The organism is Bradyrhizobium sp. i1.15.2, assembly GCF_040548425.1.
In the GTDB taxonomy this organism is placed as follows: Bacteria; Pseudomonadota; Alphaproteobacteria; order Rhizobiales; family Xanthobacteraceae; genus Bradyrhizobium; species Bradyrhizobium canariense.
Genome location: NZ_JBEPRQ010000009.1, coordinates 67,512 through 92,485 on the forward strand (window position 1 = coordinate 67,512; position 24,974 = coordinate 92,485).

A 24,974-nucleotide genomic window follows, 5' to 3' on the forward strand; every position below is an offset into this window, starting at 1 on the left:
GAAATCCTTTTGCTATGGCGACGATGTCGAGATGGTGCAGCCGTTGACTGTGACGGTGCTCGCACTGGTCGAACCCGGGCCGCCGGCCGTCGAGGACGAACTCGACACGTTGCCGCCACCGGCCTGGACGTGCACCGACGATCCGCCGGCCGAGCTCGAGCTCGACAGCGAGCCGCTCGATGAGGTCGAGCCGGTTGTGCCTGAACCCGATGACCCCAGCGCGGTAATGCTGCCGTCGGGATGTTTTTCCACCGTGACCCGGCAGGTCTCGCCGGATGCGGTCTTGCCGGTTTTCTGCATGGTTTCCCCCACAGCGGCGCTGCTCATCAAAGTCAAAACTGCGATCGCAACGATTGATCTGTTCATGCCAGTCCTCCTCAGGAAGGACGAAGGAGCGGCATTGCTGCCGCTCCGCCGGCCGGGATGTCAGTCCTTGTCCTTCTTCATCTCGTCCTTGTGGTGGCCTTTGCCCTTTTCCATGCCCATGTCGCTGGCATGTCCCGCGGAGGAGCCGGCGGCTCCCACGGTCGAGCCGCTCTTGCCGCCGCCGGCCGACGAGCCGCCGGTGCCGAGCGTCGATGCGGAGTTGGAGCCGGAGCCTGCCGCAGAGCCGCCCGTGCCGACGCTGGACGAACTCTTGCCGCCACCAGCCGACGAACCGCCGGTGCCGAGCGTCGAGGCCGAGCCTGAGCCGCTGCCGGAGCCCGCGGCAGAGCCGCCGGTGCCGATGGACGAGCTGCTGGTGCCGCCGCCGGCGGACGAGCCGCCGGTGCCAAGCGTCGAGGCCGAGCCTGAGCCGCTGCCCGAACCTGCCGATGAACCGCCCGTACCGATCGTCGAGTTGCTGGTGCCGCCGCCGGCTGACGAGCCGCCAGTGCCGACCGTCGAGCTCGACTGCGCCACGGCGAGCGCGGTACCGGCCAGCAGCGCGGCTGCGGCCGCAGACAATTTCAGAATCCTCATCGCTGTCTCCTCCAATGATCAAATTGCCAAAACAGGCCCGGGATAAAGTGGCAAGCTGCAGAAACGTTCCTTGGATCGGTATGACGATGTGGAAAATGCGCGCGAGAACTGCGACGAGGTTCCAGCGGCGCGGCGCGCCGATGTCGAGCGGGAACAGCGCGACGATCTGAAGAAAACAAACGCTACTTCGACGACAATCCCGTCCTGCGCCGCAGATCAGTGATCGCGCGCAGAAAGCTGTCGGCCGGCGTCGTCTCCGGATCGATCAGGCGATGCAGACGAAAGCCGTCTTCCAGCGCCAGCACGACGGAGGCCATCCATGGCGGATTGAGCGTGTCGTCCTTTGCGTTGCTCTTCAGTGTGGCCTCGACGATGTCGGCGACCAGCTTGCGCCGGGCGCGCAGGCGTTTTGCAAGCTCCGGCCGGCGCTTCTCGGCGCGCGCGACGAACAGGATCATCTCCATGTGCAGCAGCGGCGAGCGGCCGAGCGGGTCCTGCCTTGTGCGATCCATCGCCTTCAGCGCTGCGATGAAGTCGTCGAGATTGTCGTGCTGCGCGAGGATGTCCATGTTGCGCCGGATCGACTGCGCGACATGGTCCTCGATCATGGCGATGATCAGCTCGTCCTTGCTCTTGAAGTTGGAATAGAACGCACCGCGGCTGAATCCGGCCGCCGCTGCGATCGCCTCGATGCTGGCGCCGCCGATGCCATCCTCCTCGAACACGCGCGCGGCCGCCTCGAACAGCCTGTCGCGCGTGTCGTCCCTGGTCGGCCTGGTTCTCACCCTTGACATCGGAGCAGGTTAGGGCAGAATGCAACTCGATACAACAATGTATCGGGTTGATAATTCAGGGATGGTTACGCTGCGCAACAGGGGCTGCCCGGCGTATTCGATTCATGCGGCAACCGATATGAGGTCACCATGAACGAGCACGTGCAAGGCGCCGGCGGTCCGCTGTTCAATCCGCTGTCGCCGGACTTCATCCGCGATCCCTATCCGCATTATGACCGGCTCCGCGCGATCTACCCGATTCACGTGACGCCGTTCGGCCAGTTCGTCACCAGCCGCCATGCCGATGTCAGCCTCGTGATGCGCGACAAGCGCTTCGGCAAGGATTTCGTCGAGCGTTCCAAGCGCCGCTATAGCGAGAAGATCATGGAGGAGCCGGTCTTCCGCAGCATGAGCCACTGGATGCTGCAGGCCGATCCGCCCGACCACACCCGCCTGCGCGGCCTCGTCGTGAAGGCCTTCACCGCCCGCCGCGTCGAGGACATGCGGCCGCGCATCCAGCAGATCGTCGACCGGACCATCGATGCCGTGATCGAACGCGGCCACATGGACCTGATCGAGGATTTCGCCTTCCGCCTGCCGGTCACCATCATCTGCGACATGCTCGGCATCCCCGAGGACCATCGCGAGACTTTCTATAACAGCTCACGCGACGGCGGACGGCTGCTCGACCCCGTGCCGCTTTCGCCGGAGGAGATTGCCAAGGGCAACGCCGGCAACATGATGGCGCAGATGTATTTCCAGCAGCTGTTCGAGCTGCGTCGCAAAAATCCCGGCGACGATCTCATCACCCAGCTGGTGCAAGCCGAGGAAGACGGCAACAAGCTCACCAACGAGGAACTGACCGCCAACATCATCCTGTTGTTCGGCGCCGGCCACGAGACCACGGTCAATCTGATCGGCAACGGCCTGCTGGCGCTGCATCGCAATCCGGACCAGCTCGCGCTTTTGAAGGCGCAGCCTGAGCTGATGGTGGGCGCGATCGAGGAATTCTTGCGCTACGATTCCTCGGTGCAGATGACCGGGCGGGTCGCGCTGGAGGACATCGACGATGTCGGCGGCGCGAAGATCCCGAAGGGCGAGACCGTGCTCTGCCTGCTTGGCTCGGCCAACCGCGACCCGGCGGTCTATCCTGACCGGCCCGACCGACTCGACGTCACCCGCCAGAACGTGAGGCCGCTGTCGTTCGGCGGTGGCATCCATTTCTGCCTGGGAGCCCAATTGGCCCGCCTCGAGGCCGAGATCGCCATCGCCACGCTGTTGCGGCGGCTGCCCGACCTGCGCATCGACGACCTCGAAAACCCGGAATGGCGGCCGACCTTCGTACTACGCGGCCTGAAGCGGCTGCCTGCGAGCTGGTGATGGCCGCCAGCACTGATTCTGCGAGCATTGGCCCTCATCCTGAGGAGCCCGCAAGGCGGGCGTCTCCAAGGATGGCCGCGGGCGAGAGCGGGGCCTCTATGGTTCGAGACGGCGCTTCGCGCCTCCTCACCATGAGGGTCTCACACCCGCGTTAACCTCCGCGCGCAACAGTCGCTGTGACTTCGCCACACTTCTCCCTATATAAGGGGCTGTTCCGGTACGTCTGAGGCCCTGCGGCTCAGGCAAGGCCCGCATCCGGTTTGGCCGAGGGGAGACCCGTGCAGACGACGCTGCTCGGATTGGCGATTGCCTTTATCTTAGCGCTGCTGGCCGCTCTGATCGGGCCTTACTTCGTCGACTGGAACCAGTTCAGGCCCCAGTTCGAAGCGGAGGCCGGCAGGATCATCGGCGTGCCGGTGCGGGTGGCGGGCGAGCTCGACGCGCGGCTGTTGCCGGCGCCGACGCTGCGGCTGCGCGGGGTCACCTTCGGCGGCAACAACGATCTCGGCCGCCTGCGCGCCGACAAGCTCGACGTCGAGTTCAGCCTGAGCTCGCTGATGCGCGGCGAATGGCGCGCCACCGAGCTTTCGGTCAATGGCATGGCGGTCGATCTCGGCCTCGACGCGCGCGGGCGGGTCGATTTGCCGTCCACCGCAAGCGGCAGCTTCAATCTGGCTTCGCTGGCGATCGAGCGGCTGAACCTCACCGGCCGCATTGCCCTGCATGATGCCGCCAGCCGTTCGACGCTGGAGCTCAACGACATCGCCTTCTCCGGCGACGTGCGCTCGCTGGCCGGCTCGGTCCGGGGCGACGGCAGTTTCACCGCCGCTGGGGTGCGCTATCCGTTCCGCGTCTCCTCCGGCCCGAGCGCCGACGGCAATGCCACCCGCCTCCACCTCAACATCGATCCCGGCGAGCGCGCGATTCTCGCCGATCTCGAAGGCGTGCTTGCCTTCGACAATCGCCTGCCGAAATTCGAAGGCGCGCTGACACTCGCGGTGCCCGCGCCGAAGAAGTCGGGCGATGCGGGGCCGATGCCCTGGAAGCTCACGACGAAACTCAAGGCCGATCCGGCCGGCGCCAAGTTCGAGCAGGTCGACGCCAGCTTCGGGCCCGAAGACTCCGCGCTGAAGCTCGGCGGCGTCGGCGATGTCAGGTTCGGGGCCTCGCCGCTGCTGCGCGCGGTGCTGTCAGCGCGCCAGGTCGATGCCGACAAGCTGACGGCCAAGAACGATACCGAGCCGCAGCGCATCCTTCCGGCGCTCCGCGCAGGTCTCGCCGCAATCCCGCAGGCGCCGATCCCGGCACAGATCGAGTTCAACTCCGACCAGATCATGCTCGGCGGCCGGCCGCTCCAGAACATCACGGCCGAGCTTGCGACCGACGGACGATCCTGGACCTTCCAGCGGCTCGAGCTGCGCGCGCCAGGCCAGACGCAGCTCTCGCTCAACGGCGCGACGCCCGGCGCCGACAGTTTCAGCGGCCGTCTCAGCGTCGATTCCTCCGATCCCGATACGCTGGTGGCCTGGCTTCAGGGCCGCAGCGAGGTCAACCGCCGCAGCACCCGGCCGATGCGCCTTGCCGGTGACGTGACCATTGCCGCCAACCATTTCGCCATCGACAGGTTGAAGGCCGAGATCGAGGGCGGCGCGGTCGAGGGCCGCATCGCTTTCGTCCAGACCGGCGCGAGCAAGGGCTCGCGGATCGACGCGGAGCTCAAGGCCGATCGCCTCGACCTCGATGCCGCCGCGAGTTTCGTGCGCGCGCTTTCGGGGCCGCAGGGCGAATGGCCGGAGGAAGCGAAGCTGTCGCTCGATATCGGCCGCGCGATCTCGGCCGGGCAGGAGCTGCGGCCGTTCACCGCGAAACTCGGCTACGGTCCGGCGTCGCTCTCGCTGGAGCAGTTGCGGTTCGGCCAGGCCAGTGGCGTGACCACGGAAGCGAGCGGCAGTTTCGACCGCGCCAAGGCCATTGGCAAGCTCGCGCTGAAATCCTCCGCCAATTCGCTGCGCGATCTCACCGCACTGATCGAGCCGTTTGCGCCGTCGGTGCGCGCGCGCTTCGACGCCATCCCGTCGCTGCCAGGTGCGACCCGCCTCAAGCTCGACCTCAGCCTCGACAAGAACGCCGAGCATGCCGATCGCAACGACGCGCGCGCGGTGATCGAGCTCGACGCGCCGCAACTCAAGGCCACCGCGACGCTGGCCGCGCAGACGCCGGTGGCCGCCCTCAACGGCATCGACATCGACCGTTTGCGCAACAGCGAATTCACGCTGGATTCGAAAGTCTCGACACCGCAGGCCAGTGCATTGCTGGCGCTGCTCGGGCTCGATCGCGTGTTGGCCGCAGGCGAGGGCGCTTCGCAGTTCGAGGGCCATCTGAGCGGCGCGTGGCACCATCAGCTGCAATTGAATGCAAAGCTTAGCGGCGGCGGGCTGGACGCGGACGCACAAGGCAACGTCGAATTGTCGGAGCCGAAAGGCAGCGTGAATTTGCGCGTGCGCAACGCCAATCTGGCCCCGCTGTTCGGGACCAGCCTGGCCGATAAATCGGTGCAGAGCGTCAATCTGTCCTCGCGCGTCGGCCTCGCCGGCAACCGCCTGACCTTCAACGATCTCGACAGCACACTGGCCGGCTCGCATTTGCGCGGTCATCTGGCGGTGACGCTCGATCAGGAGAAGACCGTCGACGGCGAAGTCGGCCTCGACACGCTCGACCTCGTGCCGGCGCTCGCGATGGCCATCGGTGCGGCCGGACACGATGCCAATGCGCCGTTGAATGCCGGGCTTCTCGGCGGCTGGCGCGGCCGCGTCGCCTTCCAGGCGTTGCACGGCACGTTGCCCGGCGGCATCGAGCTGCGCCCCTTCGGCGGCACGGTCCGGAGCGACGGTCAGTCGCTCGCGCTCGACGCAATGAAGGGCGGCGTCGGCGGCGGCGAGATGTCGGCGAGCCTCGATGCGCGCAATGGCGCCAATGGTCTGACGTTGAACGCGCGCATCGAACTCGGCAATGTCGACGCGGCGGCGCTGCGCTACCGCGACCTTGCGCTGCCGAAGGGACGCGCCTCGGCGCAGATGGCGCTGATCAGCCAGGGCCGCAGCGTCGCGGCGCTCACCGGTGCGCTCGCCGGCAACGGCACGGTGACGCTCGAATCCGCTGAAATCTCCGGCCTCAATCCGCGCGCCTTCGAGATCGCCATCCGCGCCAGCGACGGCGGCCAAATTGCCGACGACAACCGGCTGCGGCAACTGGTCGAGCCCGCGCTGTCGGCGGGTCCGATTGCAGTGGCCTCGGCGCAGATCCCGTTCACGATCCGCGACGGGCGCCTGCGCGTCGGCGCAACGTCGCTGGAGGCGAAGAACGCGCGTGCCATCGTCTCCGGCGGCTACGACATCCCCGCCGACCAGGCCGACATACGCGCCAGCCTGACGCCGATCATGACCGGGCTCTCCGGCGCACCGCCGGAAATCCAGCTGTTCGCGGCCGGTCCCCCCGACAGGCTCAACCGCACCGTCGATGTCGGGCCGCTGTCCTCCTGGCTTGCGGTGCGCACGATCGACCGCGAGACGCGCCGGCTGGACGCCATCGAGCGCGGCGAGCCGCCGCCGGCGACCGCCGCGCTGCCGACGCTGGTGTCGCCGGATCCCGTGCCGGAGCCGTCGCTGCAGGATGTGCCGATGCCCGGCCGCGATCCGCGCCGCGCGCCGCCGCCGAAGCCCAAGGCCGATATCAGGGTTGCGCCGACACCGAAGCCGCCGCACGCCGCTCCCGCGGCGCCAAGCCCGCCACTGACAAGCCCTCCACTCACAAGCCAGCCGCTTGCAAGCCAACAGATCGCACCGCTGCCCCCGCCGATCGACGTGAGGCCGGCCCCGGGCCCGCCGCCCGCAAAGCCCAGGCCCAAGCCGCCGCTGGTGCTGACGCCGTCGAATCCGTGATTGGTTTGGAGGTCGGGCCGCTCGCCTTCTTAACCTCTCCCGCTTGCGGGAGAGGTCGGCGCGTCCGGGCGATGCGAAGCATCGTCCCGCGTGCCGGGTGAGGGCTCTCTCCTCTGGGGGAATCCCTCCGTTGAGACACCCTCTCCCAACCCTCTCCCGCAGGCGGGAGAGGGAGCGCACCTTCGCCGGTGGCCCACCGGTAAACTCATTCCCTCGATTTTTAACGAATTTTGCCCGGCAAAACTGATCTGCCGACTTTACCGGATTCTCGCGTTTGTTCCCTAGTCTCTGTTCCCAGAGGAACTCGGCGTCCTGCGGCACAAGCAGGATGGCTAGCCAAGAACTGGGGTCATCGGGATGAACGGCGCGACAACACTTCTGCAGGATCTGGACGACGCGATCGCACGCGGCACCGACGAAAGCCGGAACAAGGCGTTGTGGCATGCGACCGACATTCTGATCACCGGCCGCTACAGCGACGACGAGATCAGCACGTTCGGCGAGGTCATCGGCCGGCTCGCCGACGAGATCGAGGTTGCTGCGCGGGTGCAGCTCTCTGAGGTCATGGCAGCCTGCGATCACGCTCCGCTCAATGTCATTGCGCAACTCGCGACCGCCGACGAGATCGAGGTCGCAGGCCCCGTGCTGCGCGACTCCAATCGTATCGACGAGAAGCTGCTGATCGAGAGCGCCATGACCAAGAGCCAGTCGCATCTGCTCGCGATCGCCCAGCGCAAGTCGATCGGCGAGGCCGTCACCGACGTGCTGGTCAAGCGCGGCGACCAGGAGGTCGTGACGTCGGTTGCCCGGAACGAGGGCGCGCGCTTCTCCGGCTCGGGCCTGCTCCACATGGTTCGCCGTGCCGAGGGTGACTCGATTCTTGCCGAGCAGCTTGGCCTGCGCAAGGACGTGCCGCGTCACATCTTCCAGCAGCTGATCTCGAAGGCGTCGGAGGACGTCCGCCGCCGGCTCGAGCACGAGCGCCCAGAAATGATGGCGCAGATCCAGAGTTCGGTGAGCGACGTCACCGGCGACCTGCAATCCAAGTTCGGCCCATCCTCGCGCAGCTATTTCGTCGCCAAGCGCGTGGTGACGACGCAGTACCGGCAGGGCAACCTCAACCAGGATTCGATCTCGAACTATGCGCGCCAGCACCGCTTCGACGAGGTGCAGATCGGGCTGTCGCTGCTGTCATCGCTGCCTGTCGACGTGATCGAGCGTGCGATGATGGACCGCAATCGCGAGATGATCCTGGTGCTGTGCAAGGCGCTCGATTTCTCATGGGACACCACGATGTCGCTGCTGTTCCTCGGCGCCAAGGATCATCTGATCACGGCGCGCGAGCTCCACGACAACGAGCGCGATTTCGGCAAGCTCAAGATCGAGACCTCGCGCAGCGTCTTGAAGTTCTACCAGTCGCGCAAGACCGGCACCGATCCCGTCACGGGTCGTCAGCCCGAGCTGCAGGTGCACTGAGCGGTCCACCGAACAGGTACACCGAGCATCATCCGGGAATTGGCAGGGAGTATTTGCAATGTTGCCTCAATTCGGCACCGCCGTTCGCAAGAATCCAAACAAGGACCTCAACAAGGCCGCAGCCGGCGAGATCGGCGGGGGAGCAGCGGACCAGGCCTCGGTCGATGCCGCCTGGCTCGTGCTGGAAGCCGCCAACGACCTCGGTGACCACGCCGCGATCGAAGCTTGCCGCCGCGTCATCGACGCCGAGCTGAACGGCACGGTGGCCGGCAGCGCGGATGTCGATCTCGTGCTGGGGTATTTCAGGTAGGGCACCTGAGGCGTCCGCTCCATCCGCGTTACGCGGCTGTTTCCACACCGTCATTGCGAGCGCAGCGAAGCAATCCAGAATCTTCCCGCGGAGGCGGTCTGGATTGCTTCGCGGAGCCTGTCATCGGGCCGCGCTTCGCGCGGACCCGGTGGCTCGCAATGACGGAGAGCAGGGTACCACCGCCGCTCCTTCAATGGCACGCCAATGCGCCGACAGCGGCGCAGCTGTAGGATGGGTAGAGCCCTTGCGAAACCCATCTTGCCTCCGGGCGTGTTGATGCGTGATGGGTTCGCTTCGCTCTACCCATCCTACGAACTTGCGTCTCTCACCGCCGGATACGGTAGATCACGACGTCTTCGCCGTGACGGAATGTGCTTCGCTCGAAGAGATAGTTGGCCTTCTCCAGAACGCGGCGCGATGCGCCGTTGCCGACGTAGACCAGGCCGATGAGGGACGGCAGCTGGTGGTGTAACAGTCCGATATCCGTCAGTGCGGACGCGGTCTCGCTTGCAAGTCCACGGCCCCAGAATTCGCGCTTGAACGCATAGGCAATCTCGATCTCGTCGATATCGTCCACCAGGATGTGCCGGATGCCCGCTCGCCCGGCGAATGCCCCGTCTTTCGTTCGCAACACCCACAGCCCGAAGCCATGCTGGTCCCAATGCGCCATATTGGCGTCGAGATAGGTCTTGGTCCTTTCCGCCGGGCGCACGCCGCCGAGATATCGGGACACCTCGGCATCGAGATGCAATGCGACGAGGTCCGCGAGGTGATCCTCACGAAGCCTCTCGGCAGTCAGGTTCTCGGTGCTGAAATGATCCATGGACCCGGATAGCCGCTTTCGGAGCAGGGCAGGATGACGCGCCTTCGCCACCCATCATGATTTCTAACACATCCTAACGGGCAATTTCGGCGGCATTCGGTCAATGTTCCCATGGAAAAGCGGTGGAATTTCCAAATCAGCACGAAGGTCGACGGAGATTGCATGACGTCCAAAACGCAAATCGAATCACCGTCACGGCCCGCGAGCGTCTCGCGTCGTGGTTTTGTGGGAGGCCTGTCGGCGGGCGTTCTGGGCGCGGTTGCGACCGAAGCGGCGGTGGCGCAAACGCTGGCCGAAATCCCTGATCGCGGGCCCGGCGCCGATCTCGGTGCGCACAGCGAACGATCGCGCTTCGTCAAGATCGATCGCATTCCCGAGGCGGGACCTGGCAAGCGCAACGTCGACCCCAGTGATGCCATCAATTCCAAGACGCCGCATCAGAAGCTGGTGGGCAACATCACGCCAACCGATCTGCATTACGAGCGCAGCCATTCCGGGGTGCCGGACATCGATCCCGCGCAGCACCGTCTGCTCATCCATGGCCTGGTTCGGAAGCCGCTGGTGTTCAGCGTCGACGATCTCAAGCGGATGCCGTCGGTTACGCGCGTGGTCTTCATCGAATGCACTGGAAACGGATGGGAAAACTGGAAGAAGGCGGACCCTGATCTGACGGTGCAGAACACGCACGGCCTCGTCAGCACCAATGAGTGGACCGGCGTTCCGCTGAAGTTCCTGATTGGTCTCTCGGGCAAGGAGAAGAACTCGAACTGGATGCTCGCCGAGGGAGGCGATGGCGCGGGCGTCGACCGCAGCATTCCGCTGACCGACGAAATCGTGAACGAGGCCTTTATCGCCTACGGTCAGAACGGCGAACCACTGCGCCCCGCGCATGGATTTCCAATGCGGCTGGTGATGCCGGGCTTCGAGGGCAATCTCAACATCAAATGGCTGCGCCGTCTCAAGTTCGGCACTGAGCCCTGGATGACCCGCTGGGAAACGGCGCGCTACACGCAGCTGCTGGCCAACGGCACGGCCCGCCAGTTTCAGCTGAGGATGGAAACCAACTCCGTCATCACGCAGCCCTCGGGCACGATGCAGATCCAGCCCGGCTACAACATAATCTCCGGTCTCGCCTGGAGCGGCCATGGCAAGATCGCCAAGGTCGAGATATCGACCGACGGCGCGAAAATCTGGAAACAGGCGCAGCTGAATCAGCCGGTGCTGTCGAAGGCGCAGGTTCGATTCCAGATGGACTGGGTCTGGGACGGCAAGCCGACAAGGATCGTGAGTCGCTCGACCGATGAGCAAGGCAACGTTCAGCCGGACCGGCAATCCTTCATCGCCGCGACGGGGAGCAATGCGCTGTTCCACTACAATGCGCAGCAGACCTGGAGCATCGACGAGGCCGGGAGGGTCCGCAATGTCCTCGCATAACAATCGGCTTGTCGCAGCGGCTCTCACGCTCGGCCTGCTCGCGGCGCCCGCATTTGCATTCGATTTCGGCCGTCCCGCGACTCCGGAGGAGATCAAGCTATGGGACATCGACGTCGCACCCGATGGCAAGGGTCTGCCTGTGGGCAGCGGCACGGTTGCGCAAGGTAAGCAGGTCTTCGCCGACAATTGCGCGGCCTGTCATGGCGACAATGGCCAGGGCGGGATCAAGGATCGTCTGGCCGGTGGGCAGGGCACACTCGCCTCCAGCGCGCCTGTCAAGACCGTCGGCAGCTTCTGGCCTTATGCGACGACCTTGTACGACTACATTCACCGCGCGATGCCATATCCCACACCGGGTTCGCTCAGCACCGACGACACCTATGCCGTCACCGCCTACATCCTGAGTCTGAACGGCATCGTTCCTCCCGACGGCAAGGTCGACAAGGACAGCTTGCCGAAGATCAAGATGCCCAACCGCGACGGCTTCATTCCGGATCCGCAATTCGATCCGGCAAAACTATTCCGCAAGAAATGAGCGTGTGATCATGAGGGTTTCGGCGCTGCTCAAGATCCTCGTCCTGGTTGCTGCGACATGTTTATGGGAGACCCAAGCAATGGCCGTCGACGGACTCATCACGATCAGGAGCAGTTTCGGGCCTGAAGAGACGATGAAGCGGCTGGAAGCGGAAGTGACGGCCAAGGGCCTCACAATATTCGCCCATGTCGATCACGCCGCGGGCGCCGCCGCTGCCGGCCTGCCGTTGCGCCCGACCAATCTCATCATCTTCGGGAACGCCAGGGGTGGTACGCCATTGATGCAGCAGTCGCAGACCAGCGGCATCGATCTGCCGCTGAAGGCGCTGGTCTGGCAGGACGAGCAAGGCGCGACCTGGTTGTCCTACAACGATCCGGCGTATATCGCCGGGCGTCACGGCATCGGCGAGCCGGCCAAGGCTGCAATTGTCGCCATGACGGCGGCCCTGCACGCGATCGCGACCAAGGTCACCGCACCCTAGCGTGACGGGATGGCCGCGCGACGCATCGCCATGAGGAGAGATCCATGAACAGCACAGACGGGCAACCGGAATCACCCGCTCCCGGAGACGGCAAGATCGCCAGATGGCTGGTCATAGCGGTGTTATGCGCCTTCCTCGTCGGTGCCGGCGCGCTCGGCTATCTTGGCTGGTTCAGCACGACGACGGAGGTGCCAGCGTCGGGTTATGTCGCACTGGTGCTCGGTGTCGTGTTTTCGCTGGTCGTCGGCATCGGCTTGATGGCGCTGGTGTTCTACAGCAGCCGCAAGGGTTACGACGAACCGGCCGTGCTGATCCAGGAGCCGGAGAGCGATTCGAACGAAGAAGACGTCAGTTCGGGCCCCAGTACACCGAGCGAACGCACTGAGCGAGTACGCTGAGCCGGATAGCTCGGCATCGAGATGCAATGCGACGAGGAGGCCGGCCAGGTGATCTTCACGAAGCCCCTCGGCGCTTAGCCTCGCAAGACCGGGCTCAGCTTCCTGAATCTTTCAACCAGGAGGCAATCGTCTGATTAAGGTAGTCCGGCACTTCATGCTGAATGAAGTGGCCAACGCCAGGTACGATTTTGACCGTGAGATTGTCGGGATTTTCAATCCATGACTTTTCCAAATCAATAGTGCTTAGCAAAGCGTGGCTCTCCTCGATTCCGTGCACATGCAAGACCGGGCATTTGATCGCGGCACCGGTGAGCTTCTTCATGGTTGGATCGAAAAGATTGAGCGCAAGCTGAGAAAACGCGTAGTTGGCTTTGTAATAATTCATCATGGACGTGATGGAGGATTTCGCGAAAGCCTCGATGTATCGACTCCTAACTTGGGGATCGACGACCCAGTATGCCAAATCCTGCGCAGTCAGATTGTCGCCTTTGCCTCGAGCGAAGAACCGTGTGGCGTAGGCGCTGGCCTTGGCCTGCGCGATAGGGTGGTTCCAAGGGAGCAACTCCCTCGTGATGGCGCCTGGATGAGGCACGCTGAGGACGACAAGTCTTTCGATCAGATCCGGATTTTGCCCGGTGAATAGCCACGATAAAGCGGCGCCCCAGTCGTGCCCAATCAGGATGGCCTTGCGCCCGTTTGCCTCTGCATCGATCACGGCGCGGATGTCATCAAGGAGAACCGGAAACTTATAGTTCTCGACACCTTCTGGCCGATCGCTCAAATCGTAACCGCGCAGATCAAGGGCGACCACCTGATAATTTGCTGAAAATTCCTGGAGCTGATTTCGCCAGGAATACCAAAAGTCGGGAAATCCGTGCACAAACACCATCAGCGGTTTTTGATTGGATCCCATGGTGACGTAGTGGATTTTCGTTCCCGCATTCTCCGCATATCTGTGCTGAAGGTTCGGATCCTTATCGATATCAGCGGCAGGCTCACTCAAAGCGGCAGGGATTTTATTGTGCCAGATGACGTCTCTCCGGAAACGACGCGAGTGGACATCGCAGTGAACATGGCAGCTCCTAAAAGCATCATCACGCAGGATCTAGAGGCCATCTCAGTGATCCCGTTCGCTGGAGCAGTTGCCGAAACTGAAGTGGCTCGAACTCATGAGTATTTCCTGCGCAGCAATCCGGGAGAGTGTCGTGCCCTCGCATGCAACTTCTGGAGGTCGATTTGAGAGCGGTGGTACAACGGGCACATTTACTATGGTGATCGCCATAGTATGGCGATCACCATAGCGGTGTCAAGCCAGGCATGTTACGTTGAAGGATGCCCCGTAAGACTGACGCCCGCGCTCGCGCGATTGCCACTGCCGAGCGACTGTTTCGCATCCAAGGCTACACTGCGACGGGATTGAACCAGATCATCGAAGAAAGCGGCTCGCCCAAAGGATCGTTCTATTTTCATTTTCCGCGCGGTAAGGCACAGCTCGCAGAAGAAGCAATCGATCGCTACGTTGCGAGTAGAATTGCTGTGTTGCGGGCTATCTCGGCGAATACGACCGGTGATGCCCTGAGTTTCGTTCGTCAGATTTTCGGCGCGTTCGCGGCCGAAATGGTCGCCTCTGATTTCCAGTATGGATGTCTCATGCAAAATCTGGCGAACGAGCTTCCTGCACTCGACGCTGATCTGACCAAGCGAGTCGCGCGCGGATTTGCTGATTCAACCGAGATCGTTGTGGAGCATTTCAGGGGGTGCGGTTTCACTTCCGCGCGCGCTTCTTCGACCGCTTCCGCGTTGGTCGCTGCCGTCGAAGGCGCACGTACGATCGCCCGCCTGGAACGGACAGCGGCTATATTCGACGCGCTGGCGGATGTGAGTGTTCAGGGGTGGGCGGCCCCCGAGGGGCGACCCGCGGTCAGCTCTCGGCGGAGCGGACGGTAGCTGCAACGGCGGACTTCCTTGCCGCTGCGCACTATGCCGGCCTATCTTGCCGCCACGGAACGTCGCGCCAATTCTCCGACGATACCATCATGCGCCTGTTTTGCCCGACGGTGCAACCGCCGAACAGCCGGTCGCGCGGATTGTGCGGGCTCTATCCGGCTGCGGCCTGACGATTTTCACACACGCGTAACCCATTGATCTCACAGCGTCGGTCTACTGTGCATGGGGTTGTTTTCGCGCTTTTTATTTTCGGGAGGGGCTATCCCGCCCCGAACGCGACCGCGACATTGTAGGTCAGAAGGCTCGCGGCATAGGCCAGCACCAGCATGTAGAAGAAGGTCACGGCCATCCAGGTCCAGCTTCCGGTCTCGCGCCGGATCACGGCCAGCGTGGATGCGCATTGCGGGGCGAAGATGTACCAGGCCAGCATCGATAGCGCGGTCGCGAGCGACCATTTCGTCGCCAGCACCTGGCCGATCTGCTCGGCCGCTTCCTTGCCGCCTTCGATCGCATAGACGGTGCCGAGTGCTGCGACCGCGACCTCGCGCGCCGCCATGCCCGGGATCAGCGCGACCGCGATCTGCCAGTTGAAGCCGACCGGCGCGAGCAGCGGCTCGAGCGCTTTGCCGATGATCGCGGCCAGGCTGAAGTCGATCGCCGGTTCGGTTGCGCCCGCGGGCGGCTGCGGGAACGAGGCCAGGAACCAGATCAGCACCATCATCGAGAAGATCGTGGTGCCGGCACGGTGCAGGAACATCTTGGCCCGCGTGTAGACGCCGATCGCGATCGATTTCAGCCGCGGCATTTTGTAGTCCGGCAGCTCCAGCATGAACGGCGCCGGCGCATAGTCGCGCAGCATGAAGAACTTGATCAGGAACGAGACGGCAAGCGCGCTGATGATGCCGGCAGCGTAGAGGCCGAACATCACGAGGCCCTGGAGGTTGATGAAGCCCCAGACGTCTCTGGCCGGAATGAAGGCGGAGATGATCAGCGTGTAGACGGGAATGCGCGCCGAGCAGGTCATCAGCGGCGCGATCAGGATGGTGGTCAGCCGGTCGCGCTTGTTGTCGATCACGCGCGTCGCCATGATGCCGGGAATGGCGCAGGCAAAGCTCGACAGCAGCGGAATGAAGGCGCGGCCGTGCAGGCCGGCGCCGCCCATGATGCGGTCCATCAGGAACGCGGCGCGCGCCATGTAGCCGAAATCTTCCAGCAGCAGGATGAACAGGAAGATGATGATGATCTGCGGCAGGAACACGATGACGCTGCCGACGCCTGATATCACGCCGTTCTGAAGGAAGCTCTGCAGCAGGCCGGCGGGCAGGGTCGCATGCACGAACTCGCCGAGGGAGTCGAAGCCCGAATTGAGCAGCTCCATCAGCGGCTGCGCCCAGGCGAACACCGCCTGGAACATCACGAACAGGATAGCCGCGAGCACGATCAGCCCGCCGACGGGATGCAGCACGATCGCGTCGATCCGCGCGGTCCAGGTGTCGGGCCTGCTGGGCAGGCTGACGCAGTCTGCGATGATGCGGTCGGCTTCGCGCTGGGTGGCGCGCAAATCGGCCACGCTGAGCGCCCGCCAATTGTTCTCTCCCGGCTCGGCCGCGAGCTTTGCCGAAATCTCGTCGGTCAGCGACAGCAGGTCGGCGGTGCCGCCCTTGCGCACCGCGATCGAGGTGACCACGGGCACGCCGAGCTCCTTGGCGAGCCGCTCGACGTCGACAGTGATGCCGCGGCGGGTCGCGATGTCGAACATGTTGAGCACGAGGATCATCGGCCGGCCGGTGCGCTTGAGCTCCAGCAGCAGCCGAATGGTCAGGCGCAGATTGGTGGAATCGGCCACGCACAGCACCAGGTCGGGCACGATCTCGCCGGTGGCTTTGCCGAGCACGAAGTCGCGGGTGATCTCCTCGTCCGGGCTGCGGCCGCGCAGCGAATAGGTGCCGGGCAGGTCGACCACGGAGACCTGGCGTCCCATGGGCGTGACGAAGAAGCCTTCCTTGCGTTCGACGGTGACGCCGGGATAGTTCGCGACCTTCTGCCGGCTGCCGGTCAGCGCATTGAACAGCGAGGTCTTGCCGCTGTTTGGCGTGCCGACCAGGGCGAGATGAAGTAGGGGCAATTCCATGGAATTAGGGTCCGGTCGCTTCAGGCGACGATGATGGCCATGGCTTCGCGACGGCGGACCGCGATGGTGATGCTGTCGACCCGCACGGCGATCGGGTCGCGCCCGACCAGCCCCTCGTGCAGGACCTCGACCCGGGCGCCCTCGACGAAGCCGAGCTCGATCAGCCGGCTCTCGAGCTCGATGTCCGAGAGCGCCGAACCTGCGTCCTTCGGGGAAAGGTGCTGGATGACGCCGGTATAGCCGCGCTGGGCCAGGCCCAGCGGCATCTGCGGACGTGTATCATGGATGTCGGTCATGCCCTGTATTTTCAACGCAGGGCATCGAGGTCAAGCGCGCTCGGTCGCTGAAACTGCACCTTAGAGTGATTTTAAAGTATCAGCTTCGTGACGGAGGCGATTGGCGCCAAGATCGGGCACCAAGCTCGGCGCCAAGACGGCTACTGGGCCGGGACTTTTTCCGCCTGGATGGCGGCCATGGCGCGGCTCTTGAAGTAGTCGAGCACGAACAGGCGGATCGCCGAGGACAGATTGCCCTGCTGGCGGTTGCCGTCGATCTCGCCGACCAACTCGGACAGCGTCATGTTGCGCAGGCCCGAGATCTCCTTCATGCCGTTCCAGAACGCCTCTTCCAGGCTGACGCTGGTCTTGTGGCCGGCGACGACGATCGACCGTTTCACGACGGGCGACTTCATGGCTGCTCCTCGCGATCGATCCGGTGCTGGTCCAGGTGCGCCTTCGCCTGGTCCGCGCGCGTCTCCTCCGCCGACCGCTCCGCCTTCGTGCGGCCGAACTTCGTTCGGTTGGCGTCCGCCTGCTTCGCCGTGGCTTCCCGCTCGGCGCGCTTCCGGAAACGATTCAGGTTGATGACGTTCGCCATGTCGCGTCTCCATCATCCGATCCTCCGTGGGCAGGATGAAACATTCAGAAACTGTGCGCCGCACTGCGCCCAACGAGACTTGATCGCCATTCGCTTGTCCTCGTCAATCGACCCTTGGGCCATCAAACGATGAATTCCGCCCCGTTGGGGACGGAGGGGCTGCGTAACACGCAATCCCGCCGCGACATTGACGGTAATCAAATCCCGTCCTTTAAGCCCTACATTTAATGGAGCTTGGGGCTCCGTATCATTACGGATGGCTATCGGAATTCGGAATTTATCCCGGGCTGGTCATCTTCTCGGGGCGCACCAGGCGGTCGAACTCCTCCGCCGAGACGAAGCCGAGCCGCAGCGCCTCTTCCTTCAGCGTGGTGCCGTTGGCATGCGCCGTCTTGGCCACCTTGGCTGCGTTGTCGTAGCCGATCTTGGGGGCGAGCGCCGTCACCAGCATCAGCGAGCGCTGCATCAGTTCCTTGATCCGCTTCTCGTCCGCGCGGATGCCGCTGACGCAATGCTCGGTGAAGGAGCGCGCGGCGTCCGCCATCAGCCGGATCGAGTGCAGCATGTTGTAGGCCAGCACAGGCTTGTAGACGTTGAGCTCGAAATGGCCCTGGCTGCCGGCGACCGTGATCGCGGTGTGATTGCCGAACACCTGGCAGCACACCATGGTCATCGCCTCGCACTGCGTCGGATTGACCTTGCCCGGCATGATCGAGGAGCCCGGCTCGTTCTCCGGCAGCATCAGTTCGCCGAGGCCCGAACGCGGACCCGATCCGAGCAGGCGGATGTCGTTCGCGATCTTGAACAGGCCTGTCGCGACCGAATTGATGGCGCCGTGCGCCAGCACATAGGCGTCGTTCGAGGCCAGCGCCTCGAATTTGTTGGGGGCGCTGGTGAAGGGCAGCTTGGTAATCCCGGCAACGTGCTTTGCGAACAGTTTTGCAAAGCGCGGCTTCGAATTGAGCCCGGTGCCGACGGCGGTACCGCCTTGCGCCAGCGGATAGAGCTCCTTCACGGCGACCTTGAGCCGGGCGATGCCGCTTTCGACCTGCGCGGCATAGCCGGAAAATTCCTGGCCGAGCGTCAGCGGCGTCGCGTCCTGGGTGTGGGTGCGGCCGATCTTGACGATCTTTGCGAACTCCTTCTCCTTCTTGCGCAGCGCGCGCAGCAATTCGCCGAGGGCAGGGACGAGATCGGCGGTGATGCGGCTTGCCGCCGCGATATGCATCGCGGTCGGGAACGAGTCGTTCGACGACTGGCTCATGTTGACGTGATCGTTGGGATGCACCGGCTTCTTGGTGCCGAGCTCGCCGCCGAGCATCTCATTGGCGCGGTTGGCGATGACCTCGTTGAGATTCATGTTGCTCTGGGTGCCCGAGCCGGTCTGCCACACCACCAGCGGAAAATGATCGTCCAGCTTGCCCTCGATCACCTCGCGCGCGGCGCGGATAACGGCGTTGGCGCGGCGCTGGTCGAGCAGGCCGAGCTCCTGGTTGGACTGCGCCGCGGCGAGCTTGACGATGCCGAGCGCATGCACGAGCGAGATCGGCATGCGATCGGTGCCGATCCGGAAATTCTGGCGCGAGCGTTCGGTCTGCGCCCCCCAATAGCGATCGGCGAGGACCTCGATGGGGCCGAAGCTGTCGGTCTCGGTTCGGGTCGCCGGGCGCGAGGCGCGATCGGTCTTCGAACGGGAAGTCTTCGAGAGGGAAGTCTTCGAGGAGGAAGTTTTGGCCATGAGCACATCCATTCCGCCGCGCGAAATGCCGCGCGGCCTCTTCATGCGCCTCTATATAGGGAGTTTGGCCGCCTGCGACGGGCGCCAGTCCGATCTAGATCATTTCTTGCGGAAACGATCCAATCGCACGACTTCGGCGCCGCCCTGGTTCGGGGCCGCCGGCTCTTCCGTGCCTTCCGCAGGTTCAGTGGCAGGGGGCACCGCGACCGCGGACGGGGCGGGAGCGGCCGGCAATGTCTCGGCCGAGACGTCGGCGACATCGGAAGTCTCGAACTGGAGGCCGAATTTCACGGACGGATCAAGGAAGCTCTTGATGGCGCTGAACGGCACGATCAGCCGCTCCGGAATGCCGCCAAAGGACAGGCCGACCTCGAAGCGGTCCTCGAGCACGGTCAGATCCCAGAACTGGTGCTGCAGGATGATCGTCATCTCTTCCGGATATTGCGCCAGCAGCCGCGACGACAGCTTCACGCCCTCGGCCTTCGACACGAAGGTGATGAAGAAATGGTGCTCGCCGGGCAGTCCCTGGGACGCGGCGTCGGTCAGCACCTTGCGCAACACGCCGCGCAGCGCGTCGCGGGCCAGCACATCGTATCGGATATGATCGGTCGCCATGGTGGTCCTGTTGCATTCCAGGAGCTGGGCCCTGCCGGCCCGACTCGCCAAGCCGCAATAGTACCGCGCCTGACGGGTCAGCAGGAGTCCCCGCGGGGTAGGAAATAAGAGGTAAGTGGAGGCTTCTGTTGCCAGGTGCCTCCGAACCCCGCCTAACGGAGCTTAACCCGTTAGGACTTCAGAATGGTCTTTCAAACTGCGTTACGCAGCCTGAGCAACCGGAGCAAAGTTGTCGTTGGCAACTATTGCATAGCCCGATAACGGCGGAACAATACCGGGAAAAAGAACGCCCTTTACGCCCTCGTCGATCCTATTTCGCCCCCGCCAAAGCCCGCCTCAGGGCTAGCCCGCTGGTGGGCTTTGGTGGAGGCGCCGGGTACCGCCCCCGGGTCCGAATGGTTTATTGCGACGACCGTTTATTTCCATAGCCGGCGAACCGGCACTCCCAATATAGGGGGCAAACGTTTCAAATAACAGGTGTTTCGAGCGATCATTCCGGGGTTCCCTTTGGATAGGTTCCCGCCAGGCTTGGCCGCGCGCCGGCCGGCGTTCTAAGCTCCTGACATGTCCGAGGATTCCGCACCGGCCGCCCAACAACCAGTTCAAGAGCCGGACGGTCTGGCCACCAGCGCCGTTCCGCCGGGCTTGCTCGCGCTGTTCCTCGCCTTCGCCCGGATGTCGCTGGCAGGTTTCGGAGGGGTTTTGGTATTCGCCCGGCAGGCCATCGTCGAGCAGCACCGCTGGATGACGGCGGACGAGTTCAACGAGACGTTTGCGCTCTGCCATTTCCTGCCCGGGCCCAACATCGTCAATCTGTCGATGGTGTTCGGCGCGCGGCTGCGCGGAATCGCCGGCGGCATTGCCGCCTTTGCAGGGCTGTTGCTCCCGCCCACGCTGATCATGACGGTGCTCGCGATCATCTACGCCCGGTTCGGCGATGTGGACGTGCTGCGCCGCAGCCTCGCGGGCATCTCCTGTGCGGCCGTCGGCCTCTTGATCGCGGTGGTCTTCCGGATGATGACGCCGCTGCTCAAGCGGCTGGACGTCGTCGCGCTCATCCTGATGCTAGGCGTATTCCTCGCCATCGGCGTCCTTCGCCTGCCGCTCCAGGCTGTGCTTTTGGTTGCGATCCCCGTCAGCGTCGGCGCCATTTTCCTGATGCGGCGGAAGGTAGCAGCATGAACGCGGAGAACCCGATCTGGGCGCTGATCTCGACCTTCGGTCTGATGTCGCTGTTCGCGGTCGGCGGTGCCGCGGCGGCCGTGCCCGAGATGCACCGCATCGCGGTCGAGGTGCATCACTGGATGACCGACAAGCAGTTCGCCGACGCCTATGCGATCGCGCAGCTCTCACCAGGTCCGAACGTCCTTATCGTCACGTTAATCGGCTATGCCGTCGCCGGCATCCCCGGCGCCCTGGCGGCGACCTTGGCCATGTGCCTGCCCACCGCGCTGCTTGCCTATTATGTCAGCCGGCTCCTCAATCGGCCGAGCCAATCGCGCTGGCCCGGGCTGATCCAGGCTGCACTGGTTCCGCTCTCGATCGGCTTGATGGCGGCGAGCGCCCTGATCCTCGCCGAGTCGACCGATCGCACGCTTGCTGCGCTGCTTCTGACCGCGACGGTTGCAGTGGTCGCATCCGTCTCGCGCATCAATCCACTATGGATTTTGCTGGTCGGGGGCTTGTTGGGTTTTGCTGGCATTGTGTAATGAAAATGGCTAGGCAGGGATCCGGGCGGGGGCATCGATTTCCAGCCGATTAGAACAACAGTGCTCGTGGCTTACGGGTCGCGGAGGAGACATGCATGGCCGATACGATGGGCCACTCGGCGACAGCCAACCGAAACACCTCGGTGGTGATCAGCTTTTGTCTGCTGGCCATAGCGCCGCAGATTTTCGAATTCATCTGGTCGTTCGGGACGATCTTTGGCTGGGGCGCCGGACGCGGCCCGGCTGCCGTGGTGACCAGCCACGCTACGGCGCTGCTCGCGGGTGCGCCCGGCGCGTTGCTCGGGGCGGTCGGCGGTGACACCAAGAAGGCGTCCTCCGATGTGCTGCTGGCGCTGATCTATTCCTATCCGATCTTTGCGGTGGCGATTCTCACGTTCTTCATGACGATCAGGTCGGCGCAGGACTATGTCGGCGGGATCGTGTTGATGGCGCTCGCCTTGTTCGCACTGTGGGCCTCCAGCGATTTGCAGGGGATGCGCGGCTTCTCCTTCGGCGCCGGCACGGCGCCGCGGATGTTTGGCGGGCTGCTCGTCGCACTTGGCGCCGGCATCGCGTTGACGGGACTGCTGACCGACGGGCCGGGCATGGCGCACTATGCCTGGCGTGGGCCGCTCTTTGTGATGATCTCGATCGTCTTCTTCGCGCTGGCGATTCGTCCGCTTGGGGTGGTGGTTACGGCATTCGCAAGCTTCCTGATCGCGGCGATGGGCACGCATGAAACGCGCTGGCTCGAAGCGATCATCGTCGGCGCCTGCCTGACGCTCGGCTGCGCGCTGCTTTTCCCCTACGTGCTCGGGCTGCCGATGCCGATGTTCCCGCGCTTCCTGGTTCAGTGAGGGTGTGATGTTCGATCTCTTCCACAATCTGGGCCTCGGTTTCGGTGTGGTGTTTCAGATCTCCTGGTGGTCACCCTGGTGGCTCTACGGTCTGTCGCTGCCGATCTCGATCAACATTCTCATGTGCCTGATTGGCGCATTGGTCGGCACGCTGGTCGGCGTGCTGCCCGGTATCGGCACCGTCGCAACCGTGGCGATGCTCCTGCCCATCACGTTCGGATTGCCGCCGGTCGGCGCGCTGATCATGCTCGCCGGCATCTATTACGGCGCCCAGTACGGCGGCTCGACCACCTCGATCCTGGTCAATATTCCCGGTGAGGCGACGTCGGTCGTCACCGCCATCGATGGCCATCAGATGGCAAAGCAAGGCCGTGCCGGCCCGGCGCTGGCGATCGCGGCGATCGGCTCGTTCTTCGCCGGCTGCGTCGCGACCGTGCTCATTGCCGTTCTCGGTGCGCCGCTGACCAAGCTCGCGCTGGCGTTCGGCCCGGCCGAATATTTCTCGCTGATGGTGCTGGGGCTGATCTTCGCGGTGGTGCTGGCCAAGGGCTCGGTGCTGAAGGCGATCGCGATGATCGTGTTCGGCCTGATGCTGTCGATGGTCGGCTCTGACATCGAGACCGGCGCCTCGCGCATGGCGTTCAACATTCCGGAGCTTGCCGATGGTCTCGGCTTTGCGACGGTGGCGATGGGCGTGTTTGGCTTCGCCGAGATCATCCGCAACCTCGACGCCGGCGCCGAGATGAACCGCGACCTCGTGCAGCAGAAGATCACCGGCCTGATGCCGACCAGGAAGGACCTGATCGACTCGGCACCTGCGATCCTGCGCGGCACCGTGCTCGGCTCGATCCTCGGCATCCTGCCGGGCGGCGGCGCCGTCATCGCATCCTTTGCGTCCTACACGCTCGAGAAGAAGATCGCCAAGAACCCGTCGCGGTTCGGCCGCGGTGCGATCGAGGGCGTGGCGGCGCCGGAAAGCGCCAACAATGCCGCGGCGCAGACCTCTTTCATCCCGCTGCTGACACTCGGCATCCCGCCCAACGCCGTGATGGCGCTGATGGTGGGCGCGATGACCATCCACGGCATCGTACCGGGTCCGCAAGTGATGCAGAAGCAGCCGGAGCTGGTCTGGGGCATGATCGCCTCGATGTGGATCGGCAATCTGATGCTGATCATCATCAACCTGCCGCTGGTTGGAATCTGGGTGCGGCTGTTGCGCGTTCCCTACCGGCTGATGTTCCCCTCGATCGTGATCTTCTGCGCGATCGGCATCTACTCGGTGAATAACGCGCCGGTCGACGTCATCCTCGCAGGCGTGTTCGGTCTGGTCGGCTACTGGCTGATCAAGCACGATTTCGAGCCGGCGCCGCTGCTGCTCGGCATGGTGCTCGGACCGCTGATGGAAGAGAACCTGCGCCGCGCGCTGCTGATCTCGCGCGGCGACTGGAGCGTGTTCCTGACGCGTCCGCTGTCGGCCGTGCTGCTCGCGATCGCCGCTTTCCTCCTGGTGCTCACGGTGCTGCCCGCGTTGCGTGCCAAGCGCGACGAGGTATTCACGGAATCCGAAAACTAAGGGCGCCGCGCCTGCATCGGCGCGTCGTGCCTCGAACCCAGCCGGCAAGTTGGCCAGCAGGATCAATCTGATAGACGAGGGGCGGAATGCTGAGTTCCGCCCCTTGTCGTTTGCACCGGGAACGCTCACTTTTCCGGGTATAATGCGTATCGATGGCGAATCGCCGCTGTCGCAGCGCGGGGGCGGCCGCTAAATTCGCCGCCTCCCCAAAGGCTCACGCACATGCACCAGTATCAGGACCTGCTCGAGCGGATTCTTTCAGACGGCGCCGAAAAGACCGACCGGACCGGCACCGGCACGCTGTCGGTGTTCGGCCATCAGATGCGCTTCAACCTGTCTGCCGGTTTTCCGATGCTGACCACCAAGCGCCTGCCGCTGAAGGCGATCGTGCATGAGCTATTGTGGTTCCTGAAGGGCGATACCAACATCAAATATCTGCGCGACAACGGTGTCACCATCTGGGACGAGTGGGCCGACGCCAATGGCGATCTCGGCCCCGTCTACGGCCATCAGTGGCGCTCCTGGCCCGCGCCGGACGGACGCAGCATCGATCAGATCGCGAACGTGATCGACATGATCAAGCGCAATCCGGACTCGCGCCGCCTGATCGTCTCGGCCTGGAATCCGGCCGAGGTCGACAAGATGGCGCTGCCGCCGTGCCACTGCCTGTTCCAGTTCTACGTCGCCAACGGCAAGCTGTCGTGCCAGCTCTATCAGCGCTCGGCCGACGTGTTCCTCGGCGTGCCCTTCAACATCGCCTCCTATGCGCTGCTCACCCTAATGGTGGCGCAGGTCACGGGCCTGAAGGCCGGCGACTTCGTGCACTCATTCGGTGACACTCATCTCTATTCCAACCATCTGGAGCAGGCGAAGCTCCAGCTCACGCGCGCGCCGCGCGCGCTGCCGGTGATGCGGATCAATCCCGAGGTGAAGGATATCTTCTCCTTCTGTTACGAGGACTTTGAGCTCGTCGGCTACGACCCGCATCCGCACATCAAGGCCGCGGTCGCTGTCTGA

Annotated in this window: 25 protein-coding genes and 1 other RNA gene; 14 read left to right on the top strand and 12 right to left on the bottom strand. The window is 64.0% G+C overall.

What is annotated here, in order from left to right:
* Window positions 1–12: 12 nt before the first annotated feature.
* The 3 genes from ABIB80_RS18460 to ABIB80_RS18470 all read right to left on the bottom strand — a co-directional run bounded on the left by ABIB80_RS18460 (window position 13) and on the right by ABIB80_RS18470 (window position 1,757).
* Window positions 13–366 carry a hypothetical protein gene (locus ABIB80_RS18460; protein WP_007600942.1) on the bottom strand — a complete coding sequence of 118 codons (354 nt, stop codon included), beginning with the start codon at window positions 364–366 and terminating at the stop codon, window positions 13–15.
* Between the two features lie 60 nt (window positions 367–426).
* Window positions 427–963 (bottom strand): hypothetical protein, encoded by a 537-nt coding sequence (locus ABIB80_RS18465; RefSeq protein ID WP_219683461.1) that lies wholly within the window; start codon window positions 961–963, stop codon window positions 427–429.
* 182 nt (window positions 964–1,145) lie between these two features.
* Window positions 1,146–1,757 (bottom strand): TetR/AcrR family transcriptional regulator, encoded by a 612-nt coding sequence (locus ABIB80_RS18470; RefSeq protein ID WP_007600944.1) that lies wholly within the window; start codon window positions 1,755–1,757, stop codon window positions 1,146–1,148.
* A 129-nt stretch (window positions 1,758–1,886) separates the two neighbouring features.
* Between ABIB80_RS18470 and ABIB80_RS18475 the strand changes: the two genes are divergently transcribed.
* From ABIB80_RS18475 to ABIB80_RS18490, 4 genes are all read left to right on the top strand, one after another.
* Window positions 1,887–3,116 carry a cytochrome P450 gene (locus tag ABIB80_RS18475; protein WP_007600945.1) on the top strand — a complete coding sequence of 410 codons (1,230 nt, stop codon included), beginning with the start codon at window positions 1,887–1,889 and terminating at the stop codon, window positions 3,114–3,116.
* Window positions 3,117–3,394: 278 nt separating this feature from the next.
* Complete coding sequence (locus ABIB80_RS18480; RefSeq protein WP_007600946.1) at window positions 3,395–7,054, top strand: AsmA family protein; 3,660 nt, start codon at window positions 3,395–3,397, stop codon at window positions 7,052–7,054.
* Window positions 7,055–7,411: 357 nt separating this feature from the next.
* Entirely contained in the window at window positions 7,412–8,530 is a 1,119-nt protein-coding gene (locus ABIB80_RS18485) for a DUF2336 domain-containing protein (RefSeq protein WP_007600948.1), read from the top strand.
* 58 nt (window positions 8,531–8,588) lie between these two features.
* Window positions 8,589–8,840, top strand: coding sequence for a hypothetical protein (locus ABIB80_RS18490; RefSeq protein ID WP_354128121.1), 252 nt, complete (start codon window positions 8,589–8,591; stop codon window positions 8,838–8,840).
* A 325-nt stretch (window positions 8,841–9,165) separates the two neighbouring features.
* On the opposite strand, the gene ABIB80_RS18495 is transcribed toward ABIB80_RS18490, so the two are convergent.
* Window positions 9,166–9,663, bottom strand: a complete 498-nt coding sequence (locus ABIB80_RS18495; protein ID WP_007600952.1) for a GNAT family N-acetyltransferase — start codon at window positions 9,661–9,663, stop codon at window positions 9,166–9,168.
* Between the two features lie 162 nt (window positions 9,664–9,825).
* Between ABIB80_RS18495 and soxC the strand changes: the two genes are divergently transcribed.
* Genes soxC through ABIB80_RS18515 form a run of 4 tightly spaced genes read left to right on the top strand, consistent with a single transcriptional unit; the run spans window position 9,826 to window position 12,511 of the window.
* Entirely contained in the window at window positions 9,826–11,097 is a 1,272-nt protein-coding gene (gene soxC / locus ABIB80_RS18500) for a sulfite dehydrogenase (RefSeq protein ID WP_007600954.1), read from the top strand.
* Window positions 11,084–11,632, top strand: coding sequence for a c-type cytochrome (locus ABIB80_RS18505; protein WP_007600955.1), 549 nt, complete (start codon window positions 11,084–11,086; stop codon window positions 11,630–11,632). Before soxC ends, ABIB80_RS18505 begins: the two co-directional genes overlap by 14 nt.
* Window positions 11,633–11,642: 10 nt before the next feature.
* The gene (locus ABIB80_RS18510) at window positions 11,643–12,113 is read left to right on the top strand and encodes a DUF302 domain-containing protein (protein WP_007600956.1); all 471 of its coding nucleotides are present in this window, start codon (window positions 11,643–11,645) and stop codon (window positions 12,111–12,113) included.
* Window positions 12,114–12,157: 44 nt separating this feature from the next.
* Window positions 12,158–12,511, top strand: coding sequence for a hypothetical protein (locus ABIB80_RS18515; RefSeq protein WP_007600957.1), 354 nt, complete (start codon window positions 12,158–12,160; stop codon window positions 12,509–12,511).
* Between the two features lie 94 nt (window positions 12,512–12,605).
* Here the strand turns inward: ABIB80_RS18515 and ABIB80_RS18520 are convergent, their stop codons facing one another.
* Window positions 12,606–13,514: an alpha/beta fold hydrolase gene (locus ABIB80_RS18520; RefSeq protein ID WP_354128122.1), complete on the bottom strand. Its 909-nt coding sequence runs from the start codon at window positions 13,512–13,514 to the stop codon at window positions 12,606–12,608.
* Between the two features lie 329 nt (window positions 13,515–13,843).
* Between ABIB80_RS18520 and ABIB80_RS18525 the strand changes: the two genes are divergently transcribed.
* Window positions 13,844–14,458 carry a TetR/AcrR family transcriptional regulator gene (locus ABIB80_RS18525; RefSeq protein WP_007600959.1) on the top strand — a complete coding sequence of 205 codons (615 nt, stop codon included), beginning with the start codon at window positions 13,844–13,846 and terminating at the stop codon, window positions 14,456–14,458.
* Window positions 14,459–14,717: 259 nt separating this feature from the next.
* On the opposite strand, the gene feoB is transcribed toward ABIB80_RS18525, so the two are convergent.
* The 7 genes from feoB to ssrA form a co-directional block, all read right to left on the bottom strand.
* Window positions 14,718–16,589 carry a ferrous iron transporter B gene (feoB, locus tag ABIB80_RS18530; protein WP_007600960.1) on the bottom strand — a complete coding sequence of 624 codons (1,872 nt, stop codon included), beginning with the start codon at window positions 16,587–16,589 and terminating at the stop codon, window positions 14,718–14,720.
* 20 nt (window positions 16,590–16,609) lie between these two features.
* Window positions 16,610–16,885, bottom strand: coding sequence for a FeoA family protein (locus tag ABIB80_RS18535; RefSeq protein ID WP_007600961.1), 276 nt, complete (start codon window positions 16,883–16,885; stop codon window positions 16,610–16,612).
* A gap of 140 nt (window positions 16,886–17,025) precedes the next feature.
* On the bottom strand, window positions 17,026–17,280 hold the full coding sequence (locus ABIB80_RS18540; protein WP_007600962.1) for a ribbon-helix-helix domain-containing protein: 255 nt from the start codon (window positions 17,278–17,280) through the stop codon (window positions 17,026–17,028).
* Complete coding sequence (locus tag ABIB80_RS18545) at window positions 17,277–17,465, bottom strand: DUF4169 family protein (protein WP_007600963.1); 189 nt, start codon at window positions 17,463–17,465, stop codon at window positions 17,277–17,279. The genes ABIB80_RS18540 and ABIB80_RS18545 overlap by 4 nt, the downstream gene beginning before the upstream one ends.
* Window positions 17,466–17,742: 277 nt before the next feature.
* The gene (fumC, locus tag ABIB80_RS18550; protein WP_035994266.1) at window positions 17,743–19,215 is read right to left on the bottom strand and encodes a class II fumarate hydratase; all 1,473 of its coding nucleotides are present in this window, start codon (window positions 19,213–19,215) and stop codon (window positions 17,743–17,745) included.
* A gap of 87 nt (window positions 19,216–19,302) precedes the next feature.
* Window positions 19,303–19,818, bottom strand: a complete 516-nt coding sequence (locus tag ABIB80_RS18555; protein WP_007600965.1) for an SspB family protein — start codon at window positions 19,816–19,818, stop codon at window positions 19,303–19,305.
* Between the two features lie 114 nt (window positions 19,819–19,932).
* Window positions 19,933–20,298: a transfer-messenger RNA gene (gene ssrA / locus ABIB80_RS18560) on the bottom strand.
* 84 nt (window positions 20,299–20,382) lie between these two features.
* Here ssrA and ABIB80_RS18565 point away from each other — a divergent pair.
* The 5 genes from ABIB80_RS18565 to ABIB80_RS18585 all read left to right on the top strand — a co-directional run bounded on the left by ABIB80_RS18565 (window position 20,383) and on the right by ABIB80_RS18585 (window position 24,974).
* On the top strand, window positions 20,383–21,000 hold the full coding sequence (locus tag ABIB80_RS18565) for a chromate transporter (protein ID WP_007600970.1): 618 nt from the start codon (window positions 20,383–20,385) through the stop codon (window positions 20,998–21,000).
* Complete coding sequence (locus tag ABIB80_RS18570) at window positions 20,997–21,527, top strand: chromate transporter (RefSeq protein ID WP_007600971.1); 531 nt, start codon at window positions 20,997–20,999, stop codon at window positions 21,525–21,527. Before ABIB80_RS18565 ends, ABIB80_RS18570 begins: the two co-directional genes overlap by 4 nt.
* 95 nt (window positions 21,528–21,622) lie before the next feature.
* On the top strand, window positions 21,623–22,384 hold the full coding sequence (locus ABIB80_RS18575) for a tripartite tricarboxylate transporter TctB family protein (RefSeq protein WP_007600972.1): 762 nt from the start codon (window positions 21,623–21,625) through the stop codon (window positions 22,382–22,384).
* Between the two features lie 7 nt (window positions 22,385–22,391).
* A complete protein-coding gene (locus ABIB80_RS18580; RefSeq protein ID WP_007600973.1) occupies window positions 22,392–23,957 on the top strand; it encodes a tripartite tricarboxylate transporter permease in 1,566 nt (521 codons plus the stop codon).
* Between the two features lie 222 nt (window positions 23,958–24,179).
* Window positions 24,180–24,974: a thymidylate synthase gene (locus ABIB80_RS18585; protein ID WP_007600974.1), complete on the top strand. Its 795-nt coding sequence runs from the start codon at window positions 24,180–24,182 to the stop codon at window positions 24,972–24,974.